This window comes from Streptomyces yatensis, assembly GCF_018069625.1.
In the GTDB taxonomy this organism is placed as follows: Bacteria; Actinomycetota; Actinomycetes; order Streptomycetales; family Streptomycetaceae; genus Streptomyces; species Streptomyces yatensis.
Genome location: NZ_CP072941.1, coordinates 2700205 through 2720098, shown reverse-complemented (window position 1 = coordinate 2720098; position 19894 = coordinate 2700205). Strand labels below are relative to the sequence as shown.

19 protein-coding genes are annotated in these 19894 nt (G+C 71.9%); 5 read left to right on the top strand and 14 right to left on the bottom strand.

What is annotated here, in order from left to right; translation table 11 throughout:
* Positions 1-47: 47 nt before the first annotated feature.
* Positions 48-1511 carry a glycine betaine/L-proline transporter ProP gene (gene proP / locus J8403_RS10870; RefSeq protein ID WP_211123008.1) on the top strand — a complete coding sequence of 488 codons (1464 nt, stop codon included), beginning with the start codon at positions 48-50 and terminating at the stop codon, positions 1509-1511.
* Positions 1512-1662: 151 nt separating this feature from the next.
* Positions 1663-2034: a nuclear transport factor 2 family protein gene (locus tag J8403_RS10865; protein WP_211123007.1), complete on the top strand. Its 372-nt coding sequence runs from the start codon at positions 1663-1665 to the stop codon at positions 2032-2034.
* Here the strand turns inward: J8403_RS10865 and J8403_RS10860 are convergent.
* Positions 2021-2824, bottom strand: a complete 804-nt coding sequence (locus J8403_RS10860) for a helix-turn-helix domain-containing protein (protein WP_246585796.1) — start codon at positions 2822-2824, stop codon at positions 2021-2023. The genes J8403_RS10865 and J8403_RS10860 overlap by 14 nt on opposite strands.
* Positions 2825-2903: 79 nt before the next feature.
* On the opposite strand from J8403_RS10860, the gene J8403_RS10855 reads away from it, so the two are divergent.
* Positions 2904-3215 (top strand): 4a-hydroxytetrahydrobiopterin dehydratase, encoded by a 312-nt coding sequence (locus J8403_RS10855; RefSeq protein ID WP_211123006.1) that lies wholly within the window; start codon positions 2904-2906, stop codon positions 3213-3215.
* A gap of 73 nt (positions 3216-3288) precedes the next feature.
* On the opposite strand, the gene J8403_RS10850 is transcribed toward J8403_RS10855, so the two are convergent.
* From J8403_RS10850 to J8403_RS10810, 9 genes are all read right to left on the bottom strand, one after another.
* Complete coding sequence (locus J8403_RS10850; protein WP_211123005.1) at positions 3289-4653, bottom strand: cryptochrome/photolyase family protein; 1365 nt, start codon at positions 4651-4653, stop codon at positions 3289-3291.
* 59 nt (positions 4654-4712) lie between these two features.
* Positions 4713-5489: an anti-sigma factor gene (locus J8403_RS10845; protein ID WP_211123004.1), complete on the bottom strand. Its 777-nt coding sequence runs from the start codon at positions 5487-5489 to the stop codon at positions 4713-4715.
* Positions 5486-6070, bottom strand: a complete 585-nt coding sequence (locus tag J8403_RS10840) for a sigma-70 family RNA polymerase sigma factor (RefSeq protein WP_059141979.1) — start codon at positions 6068-6070, stop codon at positions 5486-5488. Before J8403_RS10840 ends, J8403_RS10845 begins: the two co-directional genes overlap by 4 nt.
* A 194-nt stretch (positions 6071-6264) precedes the next feature.
* The gene (locus tag J8403_RS10835) at positions 6265-7440 is read right to left on the bottom strand and encodes a S1 family peptidase (protein ID WP_211123003.1); all 1176 of its coding nucleotides are present in this window, start codon (positions 7438-7440) and stop codon (positions 6265-6267) included.
* Positions 7441-7672: 232 nt separating this feature from the next.
* A complete protein-coding gene (locus tag J8403_RS10830; protein ID WP_281427913.1) occupies positions 7673-8503 on the bottom strand; it encodes an aldo/keto reductase in 831 nt (276 codons plus the stop codon).
* An 88-nt stretch (positions 8504-8591) separates the two neighbouring features.
* Complete coding sequence (locus J8403_RS10825) at positions 8592-9416, bottom strand: effector-associated domain EAD1-containing protein (RefSeq protein WP_211123002.1); 825 nt, start codon at positions 9414-9416, stop codon at positions 8592-8594.
* A gap of 50 nt (positions 9417-9466) precedes the next feature.
* Complete coding sequence (locus tag J8403_RS10820; protein ID WP_211123001.1) at positions 9467-10147, bottom strand: hypothetical protein; 681 nt, start codon at positions 10145-10147, stop codon at positions 9467-9469.
* Between the two features lie 19 nt (positions 10148-10166).
* On the bottom strand, positions 10167-11993 hold the full coding sequence (locus tag J8403_RS10815; protein ID WP_211123000.1) for an AMP-dependent synthetase/ligase: 1827 nt from the start codon (positions 11991-11993) through the stop codon (positions 10167-10169).
* Between the two features lie 186 nt (positions 11994-12179).
* Complete coding sequence (locus J8403_RS10810) at positions 12180-13073, bottom strand: LysR substrate-binding domain-containing protein (RefSeq protein ID WP_211122999.1); 894 nt, start codon at positions 13071-13073, stop codon at positions 12180-12182.
* A gap of 222 nt (positions 13074-13295) precedes the next feature.
* On the opposite strand from J8403_RS10810, the gene J8403_RS10805 reads away from it, so the two are divergent.
* Complete coding sequence (locus J8403_RS10805) at positions 13296-14399, top strand: bile acid:sodium symporter family protein (RefSeq protein ID WP_211122998.1); 1104 nt, start codon at positions 13296-13298, stop codon at positions 14397-14399.
* Between the two features lie 2 nt (positions 14400-14401).
* On the opposite strand, the gene J8403_RS10800 is transcribed toward J8403_RS10805, so the two are convergent.
* On the bottom strand, positions 14402-15127 hold the full coding sequence (locus J8403_RS10800) for a class I SAM-dependent methyltransferase (protein WP_211122997.1): 726 nt from the start codon (positions 15125-15127) through the stop codon (positions 14402-14404).
* 93 nt (positions 15128-15220) lie between these two features.
* On the opposite strand from J8403_RS10800, the gene J8403_RS10795 reads away from it, so the two are divergent.
* Positions 15221-15679 (top strand): VOC family protein, encoded by a 459-nt coding sequence (locus tag J8403_RS10795; RefSeq protein ID WP_211122996.1) that lies wholly within the window; start codon positions 15221-15223, stop codon positions 15677-15679.
* A 13-nt stretch (positions 15680-15692) separates the two neighbouring features.
* On the opposite strand, the gene J8403_RS10790 is transcribed toward J8403_RS10795, so the two are convergent.
* The 3 genes from J8403_RS10790 to J8403_RS10780 all read right to left on the bottom strand — a co-directional run bounded on the left by J8403_RS10790 (position 15693) and on the right by J8403_RS10780 (position 19697).
* Complete coding sequence (locus J8403_RS10790; protein ID WP_425519774.1) at positions 15693-17666, bottom strand: exo-alpha-sialidase; 1974 nt, start codon at positions 17664-17666, stop codon at positions 15693-15695.
* 307 nt (positions 17667-17973) lie between these two features.
* Positions 17974-18336 carry a MerR family transcriptional regulator gene (locus J8403_RS10785; RefSeq protein WP_211122994.1) on the bottom strand — a complete coding sequence of 121 codons (363 nt, stop codon included), beginning with the start codon at positions 18334-18336 and terminating at the stop codon, positions 17974-17976.
* A 65-nt stretch (positions 18337-18401) separates the two neighbouring features.
* The gene (locus J8403_RS10780; protein WP_211122993.1) at positions 18402-19697 is read right to left on the bottom strand and encodes a serine hydrolase domain-containing protein; all 1296 of its coding nucleotides are present in this window, start codon (positions 19695-19697) and stop codon (positions 18402-18404) included.
* Positions 19698-19894 lie beyond the last annotated feature (197 nt).

Here is a 19894-nt window from a genome sequence, read left to right as displayed (position 1 = left end):
CTTCGCGGGGTATGCGCAACAAGCCTGTCCACTGAAAAGAGTTGCTCGTGCCTGTCCCAACCGATGTCGAAGCCTCCGCGCCCGCGCCCTCCCGGCACCGCCTGCTCTGGCGTGCTGTCCAGCGACGCAAGAACCCTCCCCTGCGCCGGACCGACATCACGGTCACCGAAGAGAAGACCGTCCGGAAAGCGGTGAAGGCCGCCGCACTGGGAAACGCCATGGAATGGTTCGACTTCGGGATCTACAGCTATCTCGCGGTCACCATCGGCAAAGTCTTCTTCCCGTCCGGTAATGGCACGGCCCAGGTGCTCTCCTCCCTCGCGACGTTCGCGGTGGCCTTTCTGGTCCGCCCGGTGGGAGGCATGTTCTTCGGGCCCCTGGGCGACCGGATCGGCCGTAAGAAGGTCCTGTCCTTCACCATGATCATGATGGCGTCGAGCACGCTCGCCATCGGGCTGATCCCCGGCTATGCCGCCATCGGCTTCTGGTCGCCGGCGCTGCTCATCCTCTTCCGTATGCTCCAGGGATTCTCCACCGGCGGGGAATACGGCGGCGCCTCGACCTTCATCGCCGAATACGCGCCCGACAAGCGCCGTGGCTACTTCGGCAGCTTTCTGGAGTTCGGCACGCTGATCGGCTACACCGCGGCGGCCGGACTGGTCACCATCCTGACCGTGACGCTCGCCGACTCCTCGATGAATTCCTGGGGCTGGCGCATTCCGTTCCTGGCCGCCGCGCCGATCGGTCTGGTCGGTCTGTATCTGCGGCTGAAGCTGGATGACACCCCCGCCTTCCAGAAGCTGGAGGACGAGGGCGCCACCAGTGCGGGGGAGCGCGAGAGCCTGCCGTTCTGGCAGGTGTTCCGCACCCAGTGGCGCGCGATGGCGCTGTGCATCGCGCTGGTCGCCGCGTACAACATCACCGACTACATGCTGCTGTCCTACATGCCGACCTATCTGTCGGACACCCTCCACTACAGCAGCACCAGCGCCCTGGTCTCGATCATCATCGTGATGCTGGTGCTCATGGCGGCCATCACCTTCGTCGGCCGGTACTCCGACCGCATCGGCCGCAAGCCCGTGCTGATGGCCGGGTCGGTGGGCTTCCTGGTGCTCGCCGTGCCGTGCTTCCTGCTCATCAAGCAGGGCGGAGTGGTCCCGGTCTTCGCCGGGCTGCTGCTCCTGGGGCTGTGTCTGCTGCCGTATGTGAGCGTGATGTCCGCCTCGCTGCCCGCGCTCTTCCCGACGAATGTCCGCTACGGCTCGCTCTCCATCGCCTTCAACATCTCCGTCTCGCTCTTCGGCGGCACCACGCCGCTGGTGACCGAGGGCCTGATCAGCAGCACCGGGGACGATCTGATGCCCGCCTACTACACGATGCTCGCCGCCGTCGTCGGCATCATCGCGGCCGCCGTGATGAAGGAGACGGCGCGGAAGCCGCTGGAGGGCTCGCCGCCCGCCGTGGCCACCAAGGAGGAGGCCATCGCACTCGTGGAGTCCCAGCGCTCCTGAGCTCCCCGGCCGGTCTCCCTCCACCTCCATTACCTCGGCGGTAATCGACCCCCGTCCGCGACGGCGGCAGGGTTGAGCCATCGGGTTCCGGGCCGGCGCCCTCCGGTCCGGGACCCGGGCCCACCAGGGGATTTCATGGAGGAGTAACCACATGACGCAGTACGAAACCGCCGTCGCCCGCTACTTCGAGGCGTGGAACGCCACCGGCCCCGAGGCCCGTGCCAAGGCCGTCGCCGCCGCCTGGACCGAGGACGGCGACTACACCGACCCGCTGGCCGAGGCGCGGGGCCATGAGCGGCTGGCCGCCGTCATCGCCGGGGCCCAGGAGCAGTTCCCGGGCCATGAGTTCCGGCTCACCGGCGCCGTGGACGGCCACCACCACATGGCCCGCTTCAGCTGGGAGCTGGTCTCCACGGCCGACGGCTCGGCACCGGTCGCCGCGACCGATGTGATCACCCTGGCCGAGGACGGCCGGATCCGCTCCGTCCTCGGCTTCCTGGACCGGGTCCCTACGACCGGCTGAACCGCCCCAGGGCGGCGGCGGTCTCCGGGTCGGCCGGGAGGAACGTCTCGATGGCCAGCTCGGAGACCGTGACGTCCATGGGGGTGTTGAAGGTCGCGATGGTCGAGATGAACGACAGCACCCGCCCGCCGTGCTCGATCATCATCGGCAGGGCGAAGGGCGGGGTGTCACCGGCGGACGCCGTCTCCCGGCCGCCGGTCTCGGGCAGCGGATAGGCGGCCACCTCGTCGTACAGCGCGCGCAGCGGCGAGGAGCGCATCAGCGCCAGCTGCCGGTCCATCTGGTCCAGCAGATGGCCACGCCATTCGCGGAGGTTGCGGATGCGCGGGGCGAGACCCTCGGGGTGCAGGGTGAGCCGCATGGCGTTCAGCGGCGGCTTCAGCAGATGCTCCGCCACTCCCTCCAGAAGCGCCGCGATGCCCCGGTTGGCCGCCAGCACCCCGTAGGTGCCGTCCACCACGAGCGCCGGATACGGCTCGTAGCCCGTCAGCAGCCGCTCCAGGGAGGCGCGCAGGGCGCTCATCGAGGGGTCGTCCACCGACCGCTCCGGATAGTGCGGGGCGTAACCGGCGGCGATCAGCAGGGCGTTGCGCTCGCGTACGGGGACGTCGAGATGGTCGGCGAGCCGGAGCACCATCTCCTGGCTGGGCCGCGACCGGCCGGTCTCGATGAAGCTGATGTGGCGGGCGGAGGAGTCGGCGCGCAGCGCCAGCTCCAGCTGGCTCAACCGGCGGCGGTCCCGCCACTCGCGCAGCAGTGTGCCCACCCGGGGCGGCGCGGCAGTCGTCATGAGCTGAAGGTAGCCGACGCCGGGGGTGCCCATGGCAGGGTGGAAGGGCGACCGGTCACCCGCGACGAAGGGATGTGTCATGGCAGTCCAGCCGCTCACCGACCAGGAGATCCAGACGCGTCTGGAGCAGTTGCCCGGCTGGTCGTTCGCGGACGACCGGCTCTCGCGGACGTATGTCTTCAAGGGGCATCCGCAGGCGGCCGGGATGGTGGCGGAGATCGCCACCATCCAGGAGGAGCTCGACCACCACTCCGATCTGACCCTCGGCTACAACAAGGTCGGCGTCTCGGTGAACACCCACAGCGCCGGGGGCAGGGTGACCGCGCTCGACGTCGAGCTCGCGGGCAGGATCGAGGAGATCGCCCCGCAGCACGGCGCCCGCGCCGACTGACCGGCCGGGCTCGCGTCGACGACTGACCGGCCGAGCTCGCGTCGACGACGGACGGGCCGGTCAGGACCCGACGTCACCCCCGGGCGTCCCGGAAGCGGGCCAGCCCCTCCTGGAGGTCCACGATGGGGCCGGGGTAGTCCAGCCGGTCCCGCTCGGCCTTCGGCAGCCGCCAGGGCGTATGGACGCCGGAGCCGGTCACCTCGGCCAGCTCCGGCACCCAGCGCCGCACGTACGCGCCGTCCGGGTCGAACCGCCGGGCCTGCGCCAGCGGGTTGAGGACCCGGTTGGGACGGGTGTCGGTGCCGGTGCCCGCCGCCCACTGCCAGTTCAGCTGGTTGTTGGCCAGATCCCCGTCCACCAGCAGATCCAGGAAGTGCCGGGCGCCGATCCGCCAGTCCTGGTAGAGCGTCTTGGTGAGGAAGCTGGCCACCAGCAGCCGCGCCCGGTTGTGCATCCAGCCCTCGTGGCGCAGCTGCCGCATCCCGGCGTCGACCAGCGGATAGCCGGTGCGCCCCGCCTTCCAGGCCGCGATCTCCGCCTCGTCGTGGCGCCACCGGTCGCCCCGCGTGCGGTAGTCGGCGTGTGCGGCGTCCGGCCGGGCGGCCAGGACCTGATGGTGGAAGTCCCGCCAGGCCAGCTGCCGTACGAAGGCGTCGGCGCCCGCGCCGCCCGCCTCCCGCGCCCGGTGCACCAGCTCCACCGGGGACAGACAGCCGAAGTGCAGATACGGGGAGAGCCGGGAGGTGGCGTCGCCCGCCAGATCGTCCTGGCGGTCGGCGTAACTCCCGAGCCCCGACCGCCACCAGGAGCGGACGCGGCGGCGGCCCGCCGTCTCCCCGCCCTCGGGCAGCCCGGGGGAGGGGCTGCCCGGGGCGAGCGAGGTGACCGCCGCCACCGGCTCCGAGCGCAGCCCGGACGGCACGCTCACCGTGCGCGGCGCGGTGAGGGCCTTGCGCAGCCCGGCCCGCTGCCAGGCGCGGAAGTACGGGGTGAAGACCGCGAAGTGGTCCTTGCCGGCCGGGGTCACCTCGCCCGGCTCCACCGCCGTCACCACCGCGCCGTGCACCCGCAGCCGCCGCCCGTCCGCCTCCAGCGCCTCGCGCAGCCGCTGTTCGCGGCGGGTGGCGTAGCCGCTCACCCCGCCCGCGATATGCACCTCGTCCGCGTCCGCCTGCCGGGCCGCCCGCAGGATCTCCGCCACCGCGTCGCCCCGGCGGACCACCAGCCGCCCGCCGCGTTCGCGCAGCCCCGCGTCGAGATCGGCCAGGGCGTCGGCGAGGAACGCCACCCGGTTGGGGACGGCGAACCCCGTCCCGGCCAGGCCGCGGTCCACGACGAACAGCGGAACGACGCGGTCGGCGGAGCGCGTCGCGCCACGCAGCACGGGGTTGTCGGACAGCCGCAGATCGGAGGTGAAGACGGAGAGGGACGTGGTCATCCCTCTCCCTTACCCCACGCGGCGCCGCATATCGGTGAATTCCGTCCGATGTCGCCCGGTCACGCCGAGGGGAACGTCAGCAGGACCAGCGGATCGGTCGTCGGGGCCTTCGACCCTCCGGCGGGCTCGACCGTCACCCCCATGGCCGACGCCTTCCCGACCGCACCGCTCAGGACCGCCGCCGCGCTCGCGCCCGAGGAGTCCACCAGACCGGCCGGGCGCATGGTGCCGCCGTCGCTGAACCACAGCTGGTAGATCCGCCCGGCGGGCGGCTCGGGCAGCCCCGAGGCCAGGAACACCGCCCGGTTCAGCCCGCGCGAGACCACCACCGTGCCGGTCGAGCCGTCCGTCATCCGGCCGCTGCGGCTGCGCGCGTCGGGCGCGGCCAGCACCTGGGTCACCTCCTGCGCCTCGGCCACCCGCCGCTCGGAACGGCGGGCCGAGTCGCGGGCGTCGGACGCCTGCCGGTACTGCCACACCGCGGCCCCGCCGAACGCGACGGCCGCGGCCACACAGGCCGCCAGCGCGACGTTCAGCGCCCGCCGCCCGGTGCGCCGCCGGGGGCCGGCGTGGGACTCCCGGGCCTCCCGCGCCGCCACCCGGGGCGGCTCCTGGCGGACCGTGGCGATCCGCCGCATCACATCGTCCTTCATGGTCGGGGGCGGGGTCAGGGCCGTGGCCACCGCCAGCTTCCCGGCGGTCTCCCGCAGCTCCCGTACCTCCTGACGGCAGGCGTCGCAGACGGCCAGATGCCGCTCGAACTCGGTCAACTCCCGCCCCGACAGGGCGTGCACCGCGTACGCCCCGGTCAAGGTGTGCAGATCCGCTCTGGTCATGCGCCGACCCCCATGCAGTCCCGGAGCCGGATGAGCCCGTCCCGGAGTCTGGTCTTCACGGTCCCGAGCGGCAGCGACAGCAGCTCCGCCACTTCACGGTAGGAGCGGCCCCGGTAGTAGGCGAGCGTCACCGACTGCCGCTGCAGCTCGGTCAGCGTCCGCATGCACCGGCGCACCTGCTCGCGCTCCAGCCTGGCCTCCACCTGCTCGGTCACCTCGTCGAACGCCGGGGTACGGGACAGCAGCGCGGCGCGCTCCTCGCGGTCGGAGGCGGCCTGCGCCGAGCGCACCCGGTCCACGGCGCGCCGGTGCGCCACCGTCATGATCCAGGCCATGGCGCTGCCCCGGCCCGGTTCGAACCGCGCCGCGGACCGCCACACCTCGACCAGGACCTCCTGGGTGACCTCCTCGGCCTGCGCCGGGTTGCGCAGCAGACTGCGCGTCAGCCCCAGGACCGGCCCGCTGACGGCGTCGTAGAGGGCTCCGAACGCGTTCTGGTCCCCACGGGCCACCATCTGGAGCAACTCCTCGAGGTCCGGTCCGCGCGCGGCCGGTCCGCCGATGTACACGGGTTCTCTCACAGGCCGTCCTTCCGGGAACGATGCGGCGCACACGGAGGTGTCGTACCTCATTCGTCGCCCGGAGGGGTGCGGATTGGTCAAGGTGCTCCGAACACGCGCGAGGACGGGCGTGGGGCGGGTCCGAGAACAGGCGTGAGCGCACGCGCGAGGCCGCCGCCGGTCCGTCCGGCCGCGGCGGCCTCGGCACCCCGGCGTCAGCCGGTGGTGAGGGTGAGCCCGTAGGTCGTCAGGATCGGGTTCACCGGCTGGTAGTACGTCGTGCCGCCGACGGTGCAGTTGCCGGAGCCGCCGGAGGTGACGCCCTGCCCCTCGCTGCCCGAGATGAACGGGCCGCCGGAGTCGCCCGGTTCGGCGCAGACGTTGGTGCGCGTGACCCCGTTGATCGTGCCCTGCGGGTACTGCACGCTGGTGTCGTGCTGCTGGATGGTGCCGCAGTGCCAGCCGGTCGTCGAGCCGGAGCGGCAGACGGACGAGCCCACCGGCGCTTCCTGGGAGCCGGTGACGGTGACATTGGTGCCCTCGGGGCCGATCACCCACGGCTGCGGCACCCAGTCGGCGTTGGTGGACACCCAGGCGTAGTCATGGCCGGGGAAGCTGGAGCCCTGGAAGCCGCCCTGGGCCACCCGGTTGAAGCCGGTGGTGGTGTCGCCCTGGCTGCCGCAGTGGCCCGCGGTGACGAAGCCGTTCCGCTCGCCCTGGGTCACCGGGAAGCCGATGGAGCAACGGGCGGAGTCGTTGATGTAGAACGCCTCACCGCCCCGCAGGTCGTACAGCGGGCTCGGCCGCTCGGCCGACTCCACCACCCGTACCACCTCGCGGTCGGCGCCGCTGGCGGCGACGAAGGCGGCCGCCTCGTTCGGCTCGGCCGACTGCACCACCACGCTGTTGGTCTTCACGTCGACGTACCACGCGGAGGCGACATCGACCGCCGGCGGGCGCTCCGAGGCGGTGCGGTCCAGGGCCTGCTTGGCGTCGGTGAGGGCCTTGAGACTGTGCTTGACGACCGCGGCCTTGGCGCCGCCGGCCGTGATGGTGCCGCTCTGCTCCTCGTCGGTGGTGGCGACGGTGAGTTCGGCGGTGTTGCCGGTCACCCACGCGCCGCCGTAGCTGCCGCCCAGACTCTTGCGCAGGCCCGGCTCGGTGGCCCCGGCCCGGTACTCATTGGATATCCGCATCCGCGCCTCATCGGCCGTCAGGCCCAGATCGCGCTGCATCGAGGCCAGCATCTCGGGGGGCACCTCCCGCCGGGGGCGGGGGGAGGGTTCACCGGGGTCGGCCACCGCGGGTATGCCGCTCCCCAGGAACAGGGCGGCTATCGCGACGGTGCACCCGGCGGCCAGCTCAAGGCCGTGACGGCGTCTGCGGGACATCTTCGGTCTCCTCGGCTCGGGAGATGGTCACGCTGTGTGCCCATCTGGGCGCCAAGCGTAATTGCCGGGGACGTGCCTCGCTCGGTGGGCGCATGAGCCCCGGATGAGGGGTCATGCGCCCGGGATATGCCACGACGCGGGGTGCGGGGACACGGGGTGCGGGTGGGCAGGGGTCCGCCCCGCCGCGGGGGGACGCGACGGGGCGGAGTGTGGAACGGCGGAGCGCCGGGGTTCAGCCGTTGAAGGTCTCGGGGTCGAAGCCCAGCCGGTTGCCGGTCTCCAGGGAGTCGATCGCCGACAGGTCCTCGGAGTCCAGCTGGAAGTCGAAGACGTCGATGTTCTCCTGGATCCGGGACGGGGTCACGGACTTGGGGATCACCACGTTGCCGAGGTCCAGATGCCAGCGCAGCACCACCTGGGCCGGGGACTTCCCGTGCTTCCGGGCGATCGCCGCCAGCTTCGGGTCCTCCAGCAGGCCCTTGCCCTGGCCGAGCGGGGACCACGCCTCGGTGGCGATGTCATGGCGGGCGTTGAAGGCGCGCAGCTCCGCCTGCTGGAGCTGGGGGTGCAGCTCGATCTGGTCGATCACCGGGATGATCGAGGTCTCGGAGAGCAGCCGCTGGGTGTGGGCGGCGTGGAAGTTGGACAGGCCGATGGCCTTGGCGCGGCCCTCGGAGTAGATCTTCTCGAACGCCTTCCAGGTGTCCACGTACTTGTCGACCCCGGGCAGCGGCCAGTGGATCAGGTAGAGGTCCACGTACTCCAGGCCCAGCCTGGTCAGCGAGGCGTCGAAGGCGCGCAGCGTCGAGTCGTAGCCCTGATCGGCGTTCTGGAGCTTGGTGGTGACGAACAGCTCGTCGCGTGCGATGCCCGACGCGGCGAGCCCCTTCCCCGTGCCCTCCTCGTTGCCGTATATCGCGGCGGTGTCGATGCTGCGGTACCCGGCGTCCAGCGCGGTGCGCACCGCGATCTGCGCCTCGTCGTCCGGGACCTGCCAGACACCGAAGCCGAGCTGCGGCATCCGGACGCCGTTGTTGAGGGTGATGAACGGGACCTTGCTCACGGGCAGTCGATCCTTACGTCGGATGTGGATTGCATGCTTCCGTAGGTACAACGATCAACAAGCTGCGGGCATTCCCACCGGGACCCGTTCACCAGGACCGTCCGCGCAGGACCACCACCCCGCCCCCGTCCCGCCCGTCCCGCCCGATCCGCTCCGCCGCCCGCCGCGCCGCCTGGGCCAGCGTGGGCACCTCGCCCAGCAGGCCGTAGAGCCCGCCCGCGAAGGCCGCCGCGCCGTCCAGCGGTCCGCGATGGGCGACCACCACCTCGGCCGCCCGGGCGAAGGGCGCGGCGAGGGGCGCGCCTTCGGGGCAGCCGAGCACCACACCGGGCAGCGGGGCGCCGGTCAGCCGGCGATAGGCGGTCAGCAGCTCGGCCAGGCGCGTGGCGGGGGTGCGATACGCCTGGCCGTCGCCGTCCTCGAAGACCAGCGTGCGCCCCTCGCGGCGGCAGACCAGATGCAGCACATCCGGGCGTACGGTGAGGATCCGCCGCAGATCGGTGGCGGCCGCGGCGGGGCACCGGTCGACCGTCAGCACGCCCCGCGCGGCCCGCTGGACCGCGGCTAACTCCTGGGAGTCCGGGGCGGCGCCGGTCACCAGCACCCGCCGCAGACCGCCGCCGCCCGGTTCCCGTAAGGCGGCGCGGAACACCGCGTTGTGCGGATAGGTGGCACAGGCGGCGGCCAGCACGCGCAGCCGGCCGTCCGCGATCCGGTCCGCGGCCACCGCGCGGGCCACCGCGGACCAGAACTCCCCGGCGGTGGTGGCGGTGGCCGCCGGGAGGTGCTCGGCGGTCAGGCCCGCCCTGCGCAGCAGCGCCACGGCGGACGGGCCGGGCGGGAAGACCCGCGCCAACTCCCGGATCTCCTCGGTCGTCAGCGCCGGATGTCCGTCCCCGTCCTGGCCGTCCACCGTTCCGTCGCTCCTTGCCTGTGCTCGTACCGCTCGTGCCCGCCCCGTACCTACTGAAGCGCGGTGAGGTGCAGCGGTTCCTCGAGCTCCTCGCGGAAGCGGTGCAGGGTGTGCCCCTCGCGCACCGTCGCGCCCACCGCGACCGCCGCCCGGCTCACCGCCCCGCGCGGTGCCCGCACCACCATGGCCAGCCGGTAGGTCCCGCCGATGCGCACCGCCGAGGTGTGCCGGATCTCCCAGCCCGGGTCGGAGCGCAGCTCCCGCCGTGCCTCCAGGAAGGCCCGCTCGCCGTACGCGGTGTGCAGCACCTCCCGGAAACCGAGCCGCGGGCCGAGGTGGGCCGCCTGCGCCGGTGCCGCGGCCTTCGCCTCCGCGGTGAGCTGGCGCGGGGTCATCGACCAGGCCACCGGCTGGAAGACGGTGGTGCCCCGCCGCACCGGTTCGGCCGTGAGCGTGACATCGAGATTGACCGAGTGCAGGGCGGGGTCCGGCGCGTCCCGGGCGCAGGTCACCGACAGATGCACCAGGTGGTAGACGGCGTTGTCCGCCTCGGTGCGCAGGAAGTCCAGCAGCTCCGGATCCGGTTCGACGAGCTCCGCCGTCACCGGTAAGGCCACCGGCCCGCCCAGGACCACCCGCCCGGCCAGCCTCGGGCCGCTGGGCTGAGGTGTCTCCTCGGACAACAGGGACAGTTCGCGTTCGGGAAGTTCGGGGAGAATGACATCGATCATTTCGTGCCCCCTTCGCGGCTCAGGAGTGGTACAGCGCCTCGACCTCGACGGCGTACGCCTGTTCGATGGCCTTTCGCTTCAGTTTCAGCGACGGCGTCAGCAGACCATGCTCCTCGGAGAACTGCGCGGCAAGTATGCGGAAGGTACGAATCGACTCCGCCTGCGAGACGGTGGTGTTCGCCGCCACCACCGCGCGCCGGATCTCGGTCTCCAGATCGGGGTCCCGGACCAGCTCGCCCGGCGGCAGCTCCGGCTTGCCGCGCATCGTCAGCCAGTGCGCGACCGCCTCGGAGTCCAGGGTGACCAGCGCCGCGATATACGGGCGGTCGTTGCCGACCACGATGCACTGGGCGACCAGCGGATGGGCCCGCACCCGCTCCTCCAGGCCACCGGGGGAGACGGACTTGCCGCTGGAGGTCACCAGGATCTCCTTCTTCCGCCCGGTGATGGTGAGATAGCCGTCCTCGTCCAGCGTGCCCAGGTCGCCGGTGGCGAGCCAGCCGTCGCGCAGCACCGCGTCGGTCGCCTTGGGGTCGCCCAGATAGCCCTCGAAGACCTGGCCGCCGCGCACCCACACCTCGCCGTCGTCGGCGAGATGCACCGTGGTGCCGGGGATCGGCACGCCGACCGTGCCGAACCGGGTCTGCTCGGGCGGGTTGGCGGTGGCCGCGGCGGTGGACTCGGTGAGGCCGTAGCCCTCGTAGATGGTGACGCCCGCGCCCGCGAAGAACAGCCCGAGCCGCCGCTCCATGCCGGAACCGCCCGACATCGCGTGCCGGACCCGGCCCCCCATCGCGGCGCGCACCTTGCCGTACACCGCCTTCTCGAAGAACTGGTGCTGCATGCGCAGCGCGGCGCCCGGCCCCGGGCCGGTGCCGAACGCCTTGGCCTCCAGCGCCTCCGCGTACCGCACCGCCACGTCCACGGCCTTCTCGAACACCCCGGCCTTGCCCTCCGCCTCGGCCTTGCGCCGCGCCGCCGCGAACACCTTCTCGAAGATGTACGGCACCGCGAGGATGAAGGTCGGCCGGAAGGTCTTCAGATCGGGCAGCAGCGCGGCGGCCGAGAGCCGGGGCTGGTGCCCGAGCTTGACCTTGCCGCGGATGGCGGCGACTTCGACCATCCGGCCGAAGACATGGGCGAGCGGGAGGAAGAGCAGGGTGGCGGCCTCGTCGCCGCGCTTGGAGTGGAAGGCTTCCTCGTACCGCTCGACGATGTTGTCGCACTCGGCCATCAGATTGGCGTGGGTGATCACGCAGCCCTTGGGGCGGCCGGTGGTGCCGGAGGTGTAGATGATGGTCGCGGGCTGCTCGGGGGTCACGGCCAGCCGGTGCCGCTCGACCAGATCGTCCTCGACCGACTCCCCGGCCGCCAGCAACTCCTCCAGCGCCCCCGCGTCCAGCTGCCACAGCCGCCTCAGATGCGGCAGCCGGCCGACCACCGAGCCGACCGTCATGGCGTGGTCCTCATGCTCCACGACGCAGGCGGAGACCCCCGCGTCATGCAGCATCCAGCAGACCTGCTCGGCGGAGGAGGTGGGATACAGCGGGACGCTCTGGGCGCCGAGCGTCCACAGCGCGAAGTCGAAGAGCGTCCATTCGTAGCGGGTGGGGCACATGATCGCGACGCGGTCGCCGAACCGGACGCCCTGGGCCAGCAGGCCTTTGGCGAGCGCCGTCACCTCGTCCCGGAACTGGCCCGCGGTCACGTCCTGCCAGCGGTCATCCGCCGTCTTGCGTGCCAGCGCCACCCGGTGGGGATCGGCGTCCGCATGGTCGAAGACGGCATCCGCCAGTCCTCCGGCCTGGGGCGCCGTCGCCATCGGGGGGACGGTGAACTCGCGCAATACCTTGCTCCTTGAAGCCGCTGGGCACAGCGCCGCGACCGTACCCGATCCGGCCCCGATGCGGGAGAGGTGTTTTGTGCCCGGAACGTACGGAATGCCGGGCGGCCAGTGAGGTGAAAGGAGGTCAATCAGGCGCCGACGAGGGCGGATTGCGTGGAGTCTGGTCCTATGCGCCGTGTGTGTGGCTCATATGTAACGGTCTTCTGCACGAAATCTCTCCGATCGTGGCACAGGCCCCGCCAGGATCGCGGCGGCGAGTCGCTCCGCCGCGGCGTGCGAGGCGCCGTCCCGCCGCCGCTTTCCGTACAACAGTACGAAATCCACGGGGCCGAGGTCGGGCAGCCCGGCCCGTTCGGGGACCGGCGCCAGGCCGGGCGGAATCAGGCCATGGGTGTGTGCCATCACCCCGAGCCCGGCGCGCGCCGCCGCCACCAGCCCGTTGAGACTGCCGCTGGTGCAGACGATCCGCCATGACCTGCCGTGTCGCTCCAGCACGTCCAGCGCGCGGGCCCGGGTCAGCCCGGGTGGCGGAAAGACGATCAGGGGGAGCGGACGGTCCGGATCCAGCCGCAGCCGCTCGGCGCCGATCCACACCAGCCGGTCCCGCCACACCAACTGGCCGCCGGGCCTCTCCTCGGACCGCTTGGCCAGCACCAGATCCAGCTTGCCGGCCTCCAGCCGCTCGTGCAGCGTGCCCGACAGCTCCACGGTGAGCTCCAGATCCACCTCGGGGTGATCGCGGCGGAACCCCTCCAGGATCTCCGGCAGCCGGGTCACCACGAAGTCCTCCGAGGCGCCGAAGCGCAGCCGGCCGCGCAGCCGGGTGCCCCGGAACCAGCTCGCCGCCCGCTCGTTCGCCTCCAGGATCGAGCGGGCGAACCCCAGCATCGCCTCGCCGTCCTCGGTCAGCTCCACCCCATGGGTGTCGCGGGCGAAGAGCTGCCGCCCCACGGCCGCCTCCAGCTTGCGCACCTGCTGGCTCACGGTGGACTGGCGCACCCCGAGGCGGTCGGCGGCCTGGGTGAAGCTCAGGGTCTGGGACACCGCGAGAAACGTCCGGAGCTGGGCGGGGTCGTACATGGGGCCACTGTATGCCGAGGCCACAGAGCCATCACGGAACGCGATGGCAGTCAGAGCGGTATGCAGGATTCCCGATGGCCTTGATCAGGAGCACTATGGACGGGGCCCCGTCCGTGTCCACGCCAGGCCGTGCCAGGCCATGCCACTTCACCCCAGTCCATGCCACTTCACGCCAGTCCATGCCAGTCCACGCCGGATGAGAAAGAGCGAGAAAGAGAACGAATGCCGCACCGCCCGCACCTCCGCAAGATCGCCCTTCCCTCCTGGCTCCCCCTGGACGGCTTCATCCTCGGACTCATCGGCACCGTCGCCCTCGCCGCGCTCCTCCCGGTCAGCGGCCGGGCCGCCACCGTCACCGACGGGGCCACCACGGTCGCGGTCGCCTTCCTCTTCTTCCTCTACGGCGCCCGGCTCTCCACCCGTGAGGCGCTGGACGGAGTGCGCCACTGGCGGCTCCACCTGACCGTGCTGGTGTGCACCTTCGTCGTCTTCCCGGCGCTCGGCCTCGCCGCTCGCGGCCTGGTGCCGTATGTGCTGACGCATCCTCTCTACACCGGGCTGCTCTTCCTGTGCCTGGTGCCCTCCACGGTCCAGTCCTCCATCGCCTTCACCTCGATCGCCCGGGGCAATGTCGCCGCCGCGATCTGCGCGGGCTCTTTCTCCAGCCTGCTCGGCGTGGTCGTCACCCCGGTGCTGGCCGCGCTGCTGCTGGGCGGCAGCGGCGGCGGCTTCTCGGCCGACTCGATGGTCAAGATCGGGCTCCAGCTGCTGGCGCCCTTCCTCGCCGGTCAGCTGCTGCGCCGCTGGATCGGCGGCTTCATCTCCCGCCACCGGGCGGTGCTGCGCCTGGTCGACCGCGGCTCGGTGCTGCTCGTGGTCTACGCGGCGTTCAGCGAGGGCATGACCCGGGGCATCTGGCACCAGGTCACCCCGGCCCGGCTGGCGATCCTCCTGGGCGTCGAGGCGGTCCTGCTCACGGTGATGCTCACGCTCACCTCGTACGGCTCGCGGAAGCTGGGCTTCGTCCGCGAGGACCGGATCACGATCGTGTTCGCGGGGTCGAAGAAGAGCCTGGCCGCCGGGCTGCCGATGGCGAGCGTGCTCTTCGGCGCCCAGGCGAGCCTGGCGGTGCTGCCGCTGATGCTCTTCCACCAGATGCAGCTGATGGTCTGCGCGGTGCTGGCCCGCCGCTATGCGGCGCGGGCGCCGGAGGCGGCGGTGACGGGGGCCGAGACGGGGGCGGAGGCCGCTCGGGCTCGTACGGACAGCGAGGACAGGGCGGACAGCGCGGACAGCGCGGACGACGCCGCGCTGACCCGCGTCTGACGTCAGCTTTCGGCGGCCTGGCTTTCGGGGGCCTGGCCTTCGGCGGCCTGGTCGCCGGTGGTCCGCTCGTCGGCAGGCGGCAGCGGCGGCTTGCGGGCGATGAGGAACGCCTGCGGGGTGGGTTCCCAGCGCTCCGGTTCCCGGAAGGTCCGGGCGCGGACCGGCAGTCCGGCCCCGGCCAGCAACTCGGCGATCCGGTCCGGCTGCCACCGGCGGAAGCTCAGCGACACCTCATGGCCGAACGCCTCCGTGTAGTCCCGCTGCTCATCGCCCACCTGGAAGCCCACCAGGGCGTATCCACCGGGCGCCAGCACCCGGTGGAACTCGGCGAACACATCCGGCAGCCGCTCCTGCGGGATGTGGATCGTCGAGTACCAGGCCACCACGCCGGCGAGGCTGCCGTCCGCGATGTCCAGGGACAGCATCGACCCCTCCTCGAACCGCAGCCCGGGATGCTCCCGCCGGGCCAGCTCCACCATCGCCGGTGACAGGTCGATGCCGTACACGGACAGCCCCAGCTCATGGAGGTGCGCGGTCACCCGGCCCGGTCCGCTGCCCACATCGGCCACCGGTCCGCCCCCGGCGTTCCGCACCAGCTCGGCGAATCCGGCGAACATCGCCCGCTCCAGCGTCTGGGCCGCCAGTTCGTCGCGGTACTGCTTGTCGTAGTCGAGGGCTATGGCGTTGTAGGACGCCCGGGTGGAGTGCAGGAAGTCGGCTTCGGTCACGGCCGCTCACCCTAGCGGGACGCACCCGCGGCGGGTCTCGTTTCCAGACCCCTTCGGGAGGCTGTTGTCAGACCCCTCTGCGACGCTTCGGACATGACGACGCCGACGCTGCAGCTGACCATCGACTGTGCCAAGCCACGCCGGATGGTGGCCTTCTGGTCCGAGGCCCTGGGCTATGTGCCCGAGCCCCCGCCCGGCGGCCATGCCACCTGGCGGGAGTACTGGGCGGACATGGGAGTGCCCGCGGAGGAGCTGCCCCCCGGGGTCGGGGAGACCCCGGAGTCCATCGTGGATCCGGAGGGGCAGGGGCCGAGGGTGTGGTTCCAGCAGGTTCCGGAGGCGAAGGTCACCAAGAACCGGCTGCATCTGGATCTGAAGGTGGGCGGCGGGCGTGATGCGCCCCTGCCGGTCCGCACCGAGCGGGTCACCGCCACCGTGGACCGGCTGAAGGCCGCCGGAGCCACGGTGCAGCGGATCATGGACGAGCCGGGGATGGAGTACTACGCGGTGGTGCTCCAGGACCCGGAGGGCAATGAGTTCTGTGTGGTCTAGCCGTGGATGAACGCTAGTCGTGGGGTGACCGCACGCGGTCAAGGGGGAGGTGGACCAGGGCGCCGGAGTGGTGGTCGTCGAGGGGGGCGTTGAACTCGCGGACGCGCCGCAGTTCGGTGTCGGACAGCGCGCGGCCGTACAGCCGGAACTCATCGAGGTCGCCGGTCATATGGGAGCGGCCGTCCACGGCCTGGCCGAGGTGGAGGCCGAAGGGCGCGGTGCGGCTCACGGTGCCCGGGGCGTCGGGGGCGGTGACGGCGGTGCCGCCGTCCACGGTGAGCGAGAGCCGTCCGCCGCTGCGGGTCAGGGCGAGGTGATGCCACTGCCCGTCGTTGTACGCGGCGTCGGTGGACACCGAGGCACTGGTGAAGGTGGAGAAGCCGTTGACCGTCGTCATCAGCGCCCGGATCCGGTTGCTCCCGGGCTCACCGCGCAGCCAGACCTGCGGCTGTTTGGTGCCGATCCCGCCCATCCACAGGAACGGATGCTGCCCGGAGGCGGCCGAGTAGCGGAACCAAAGGCTCACGGTGAAGTCGCGGGTGCCCAGCGGCAGCGCGGTCCGGTACGGGACACGTACCGCGTCGTCCGTGCCGTCGAAGGACAGCCCGCCGCCGAAGCGGCCGTCGCCGCGTGCCGCCGCGCCGCCGAGCACGGTCGCGGACCGGGCGCCGGGCGCGCGGTCGTCGGTGGTGGGGGCGGGCGCCTGGCGGGGGCCCAGCCAGTCCTCGGTGAAGCGGGCGAAGCGGATCTCGTCACGGGCGTCCACCGCACCGCCCTCGTACAGCAGCCCCACCGTGTCGCGGGAGATCGCGACCATGTCGGAGTAGCCGGACCAGTCGGTGGTGACGACCTTGCCGCGCTCGACACCGTCCCAGGTGCGGGCCTCGTCCCAGGAGGAGCGCACCATCATGGTGCGGCGGCGGTCGGGGTCGGCGGGGGCCGAGAAGAGCAGCCGGCTGTGGCCGTCGCGGCCCGGGTCGCGCAGCCGCAGGATCGACCCCTGCACCTGGGGGGTGGGCAGATCGGGGATGGTGCGGAAGGGCCCGGCGAAGCTCTGGCCGCCGTCCTGGCTGATGGCGTAGTCGCGGTGGCCTAGATCGGTGCCGTCCTGCTCCCGCCCGCTGACGTAGACCGAGCCGTCGGCGCGCTCCACCAGCGTCATCTCGGACGGCTTCTGACGGAAGGTGCCGTCCGCCGCGAGCGGGTAGGTGTCCGTCGCGCCGATGCGCCAGCGGTTGCCGCCGTCGTCGCTGTAGGCGAGCGCGGCATGGTTGTCGGTGATGCGGCCGCCGCTGTAGCTCTCGGTGTTGAGGGTGAAGATCAGCCGTCCCTTGTGCCGGCCGTGCTGGAGCTGGATGCCGTGGACGGGGCCGGTGGCGTACCAGGAGTTCCACTGGGGCGGCATCAGCGAGGAGCTCAGATCGCGCGGGGCCGACCAGGTGGCGCCGTTGTCGTCGCTGTACTGCAGATGCGGGGAGCGGTCACAGGGGACGTCACAGCTCTGGGAGTCGTCGCGGCCGGTGTTGTAGGTGCTGGCGAGCACGATGCGGCCGGTGCGCAGGTCCACGACGGGCGCGGGGTTGCCGTGGGTGTCGCCGCCGCCCTCGTTGATCACCTGGAGCGGGCCCCAGGTGCGGCCGCCGTCGGTGGAGCGCTTGAGGACCAGATCGATGTCCCCGGCGTCACCGCAGTTGTCGACCCGGCCCTCGGCGAAGGCGAGCAGGGAGCCGTCCTTGGCTTTGACGATCGCCGGGATCCGGAAGCACGAGTAGCCCTGTTCCTGGGCAGACTTGAAGAGGACCTGTTGTTCGAAGCCGGAGTCGGCGCGGGCCGCGGACGCGGAGGAATCCGTGTCCGCGGCCCGTACCGGAAGCGGAATCAGGGCCAGCGCCGCGGCGGTGAGGAGCACGGAGGCGCGGCGCCGCCACGGTCTGGCACGGGGGTGGGGTGGTCTGGTGCGGGGACGTGTGCGGAGAACTGACGCCATGGTCACGGCCTGCCCTTCAGACTGCCTCATGGAGGCATCGGCATCTGGACGTCAAGGCCGTCGGGCATCACGCCAGGAGGCATCACACCGTCAGGACATCACGACATCCCATGTCTCACACATGACTGCGGCAGAAAGTGTCTCGTCCTGTGGTCGTCCGGGACAAGGACCGTGCGTCATATCCTCGTGACGCTGGGCCAGTTGAGGTGAGGCGGGGCGCGAGAGGGCGGCGCCCGCCCCCGGCCGCGCCCCGCCTCTCGGGCCGCGCCCCACCTCCCGGCCGCCCCGGCCGCGCCCCGCTTCGGTGTCAGTCCATGGCCGACTGGCCCGCCGTGATGACCCTGTCCAGCAGCGATCGGGACAGCTCGAGCTCCTCGATGGCCGCGGTCATCCGCTCCCGCTCCGCCCGTAGTTCGCCCAGCAGATCCGGGCAGGTGGGCACGAGGTGCTCACCGTCGTCGCGGAGGCAGGGCAGGACCTGGGAGATGGTCGCCGTCGAGAGCCCGGCCGCCAGCAGTGCGCGGATACGCCGCACCACCGCCACATCGGACGCGCGGTACGCGCGATAGCCGCTGGGCAGCCGCTCGGGCCGGAGGAGGCCCTGCTGTTCGTAGTAGCGCAGCAGCCGTTCGCTCACCCCGGTGCGGCGGGACAGCTCGCCGATCCGCATGGGTCCTCCTCCTCACGCCCCGGAACTCTCTTCACGCCCCGAAACTCTCCAACGGATGTCAGAGTTTACGGCTTCGGGCGCACGCCATCGCACAGGACGCGATCGGTGAGGCTCCGCAGGGCCGCCTCGGCCCGGAGCAACTGCTCGTCGTCGTCGGTCTTGCCGCTGGAGCTGATGGTCACCGAGCGCCGCCCGCCCTCCGTGAAGCCGGTCCGCACCGTGGCGCCTTCGAGGTCGCCGCCGTGGCCCCAGCGGTAGCCGCCGCAGCTCAGCGGCTGCCGCATCATCCCGAGCCCGTACTGGGCATGCGGGAAGGCCACCTCGAAGTCCGGCCCGACGGGGACGGTCCGGCGCATCTCGGCCAGTTGCGCCGGGGGCAGCAGACGGCCGCCCAGCAGCGCGCTGAAGAACCGGTCCAGATCGCGGTCGGTGCTGATGAGCGCACCGGCCGCACCGCCCCAGGAGACGTTCCGGAGCGTGGTGTCCGTCCAGCTGCCGGAGCCGGGGAAGCGCTGGTAGGTATGCGCGTACGGGGCCTTCAGCCGCGGATCGTCCCCGGGCTCATAGGTGCCGGTCAGGCCCAGCGGACGGATGATGCGCTCGCGGACCTCCTCGGGCCATGCGCGTCCGGTGACCTTCTGGATGATCATTCCGGCGAGGACATAGCCGGGGTTGGAGTAGTTCCAGTCGGGCTTCGGGTCATCGGCCGGGGCGGGCGGGAAGTCGGGCCGGTGCTTCATCGCCCCGGCGACGACCTGCTCGGGGGAGACATGGTCGAACCGGGTCCGATCGAAGTCCGCCGCCGAGTCGCCGGTGTCGTCGCTGTAGGCGTAGTTGTGGATGCCGCTGGTGTGCTGAAGCAGATTCCTGACGGTGATCCGGCGGCCGTCGTTGCCGTTGCCGCTCACCACACCCGGCAGCCACTTTTCCACCGGATCGCTCAGCGAGAGCCGCCCCTCGGCGACCAGTTGGAGGACGACGGTGGCCACGAAGGACTTGGTGACGCTCGCGGCCCGGTAGTGCGCCCCGTACGGCATGGGGCGGCCGGTGTTCAGCTTCGCCTCGCCCGCGCGGGCGTGGATCCGGCGGTGGCCGTCGCGCACCTCCACGGTCAGGCCGATGAAACCCGCGTCCTCGAGGGTCCGGGCCACCTCGCGGCGCAACTCCTCCTCGGTGAGCCGGTGGTCGGGGGAGCCGGAGCCGGGCGCTGCGGGCGCTACGGGCGCCTCCGGCGCTGTGGAGGCTCCGGGTGCGGAGGCGGTGGCGGCGGCCGGGACCGCGGCCGCACCGCCGAGGAGGGCGGCGGTGACGGCGGCGGCCGCGGCGAGGCGTAAACGAGGGCGCTTCGTGGGTGCGTTCATGTCTCACCAGCCTCCGGGTGCGGTGCCGCCCCGGCCATGCGGCAAGCCCCCCGGGTAAGAGTGGGGGCTGCCCCATGGCCGGAGCCTCATGGCCGGAGCCCCGAGGCCAGAGCCCTCGCGGCCGGAGCCCCATGGCCGGGCTGCTCCGGCCGCTCGATCGCTCGGGCTGGTCGATCGCTCGGGGCCGGTCGATCGCT

Excerpts from the sequence above, each read along its gene's own strand:
- J8403_RS10865 (WP_211123007.1), top strand. The coding sequence starts at position 1,663 with ATGACGCAGTACGAAACCGCCGTCGCCCGCTACTTCGAGGCGTGGAAC.
- J8403_RS10860 (WP_246585796.1), bottom strand. The coding sequence starts at position 2,824 with ATGACGACTGCCGCGCCGCCCCGGGTGGGCACACTGCTGCGCGAGTGG.
- J8403_RS10855 (WP_211123006.1), top strand. The coding sequence starts at position 2,904 with ATGGCAGTCCAGCCGCTCACCGACCAGGAGATCCAGACGCGTCTGGAG.
- J8403_RS10850 (WP_211123005.1), bottom strand. The coding sequence starts at position 4,653 with ATGACCACGTCCCTCTCCGTCTTCACCTCCGATCTGCGGCTGTCCGAC.
- J8403_RS10845 (WP_211123004.1), bottom strand. The coding sequence starts at position 5,489 with ATGACCAGAGCGGATCTGCACACCTTGACCGGGGCGTACGCGGTGCAC.
- J8403_RS10835 (WP_211123003.1), bottom strand. The coding sequence starts at position 7,440 with ATGTCCCGCAGACGCCGTCACGGCCTTGAGCTGGCCGCCGGGTGCACC.
- J8403_RS10820 (WP_211123001.1), bottom strand. The coding sequence starts at position 10,147 with ATGATCGATGTCATTCTCCCCGAACTTCCCGAACGCGAACTGTCCCTG.
- J8403_RS10810 (WP_211122999.1), bottom strand. The coding sequence starts at position 13,073 with ATGTACGACCCCGCCCAGCTCCGGACGTTTCTCGCGGTGTCCCAGACC.
- J8403_RS10805 (WP_211122998.1), top strand. The coding sequence starts at position 13,296 with ATGCCGCACCGCCCGCACCTCCGCAAGATCGCCCTTCCCTCCTGGCTC.
- J8403_RS10795 (WP_211122996.1), top strand. The coding sequence starts at position 15,221 with ATGACGACGCCGACGCTGCAGCTGACCATCGACTGTGCCAAGCCACGC.
- J8403_RS10790 (WP_425519774.1), bottom strand. The coding sequence starts at position 17,666 with ATGGCGTCAGTTCTCCGCACACGTCCCCGCACCAGACCACCCCACCCC.
- J8403_RS10785 (WP_211122994.1), bottom strand. The coding sequence starts at position 18,336 with ATGCGGATCGGCGAGCTGTCCCGCCGCACCGGGGTGAGCGAACGGCTG.
- J8403_RS10780 (WP_211122993.1), bottom strand. The coding sequence starts at position 19,697 with ATGAACGCACCCACGAAGCGCCCTCGTTTACGCCTCGCCGCGGCCGCC.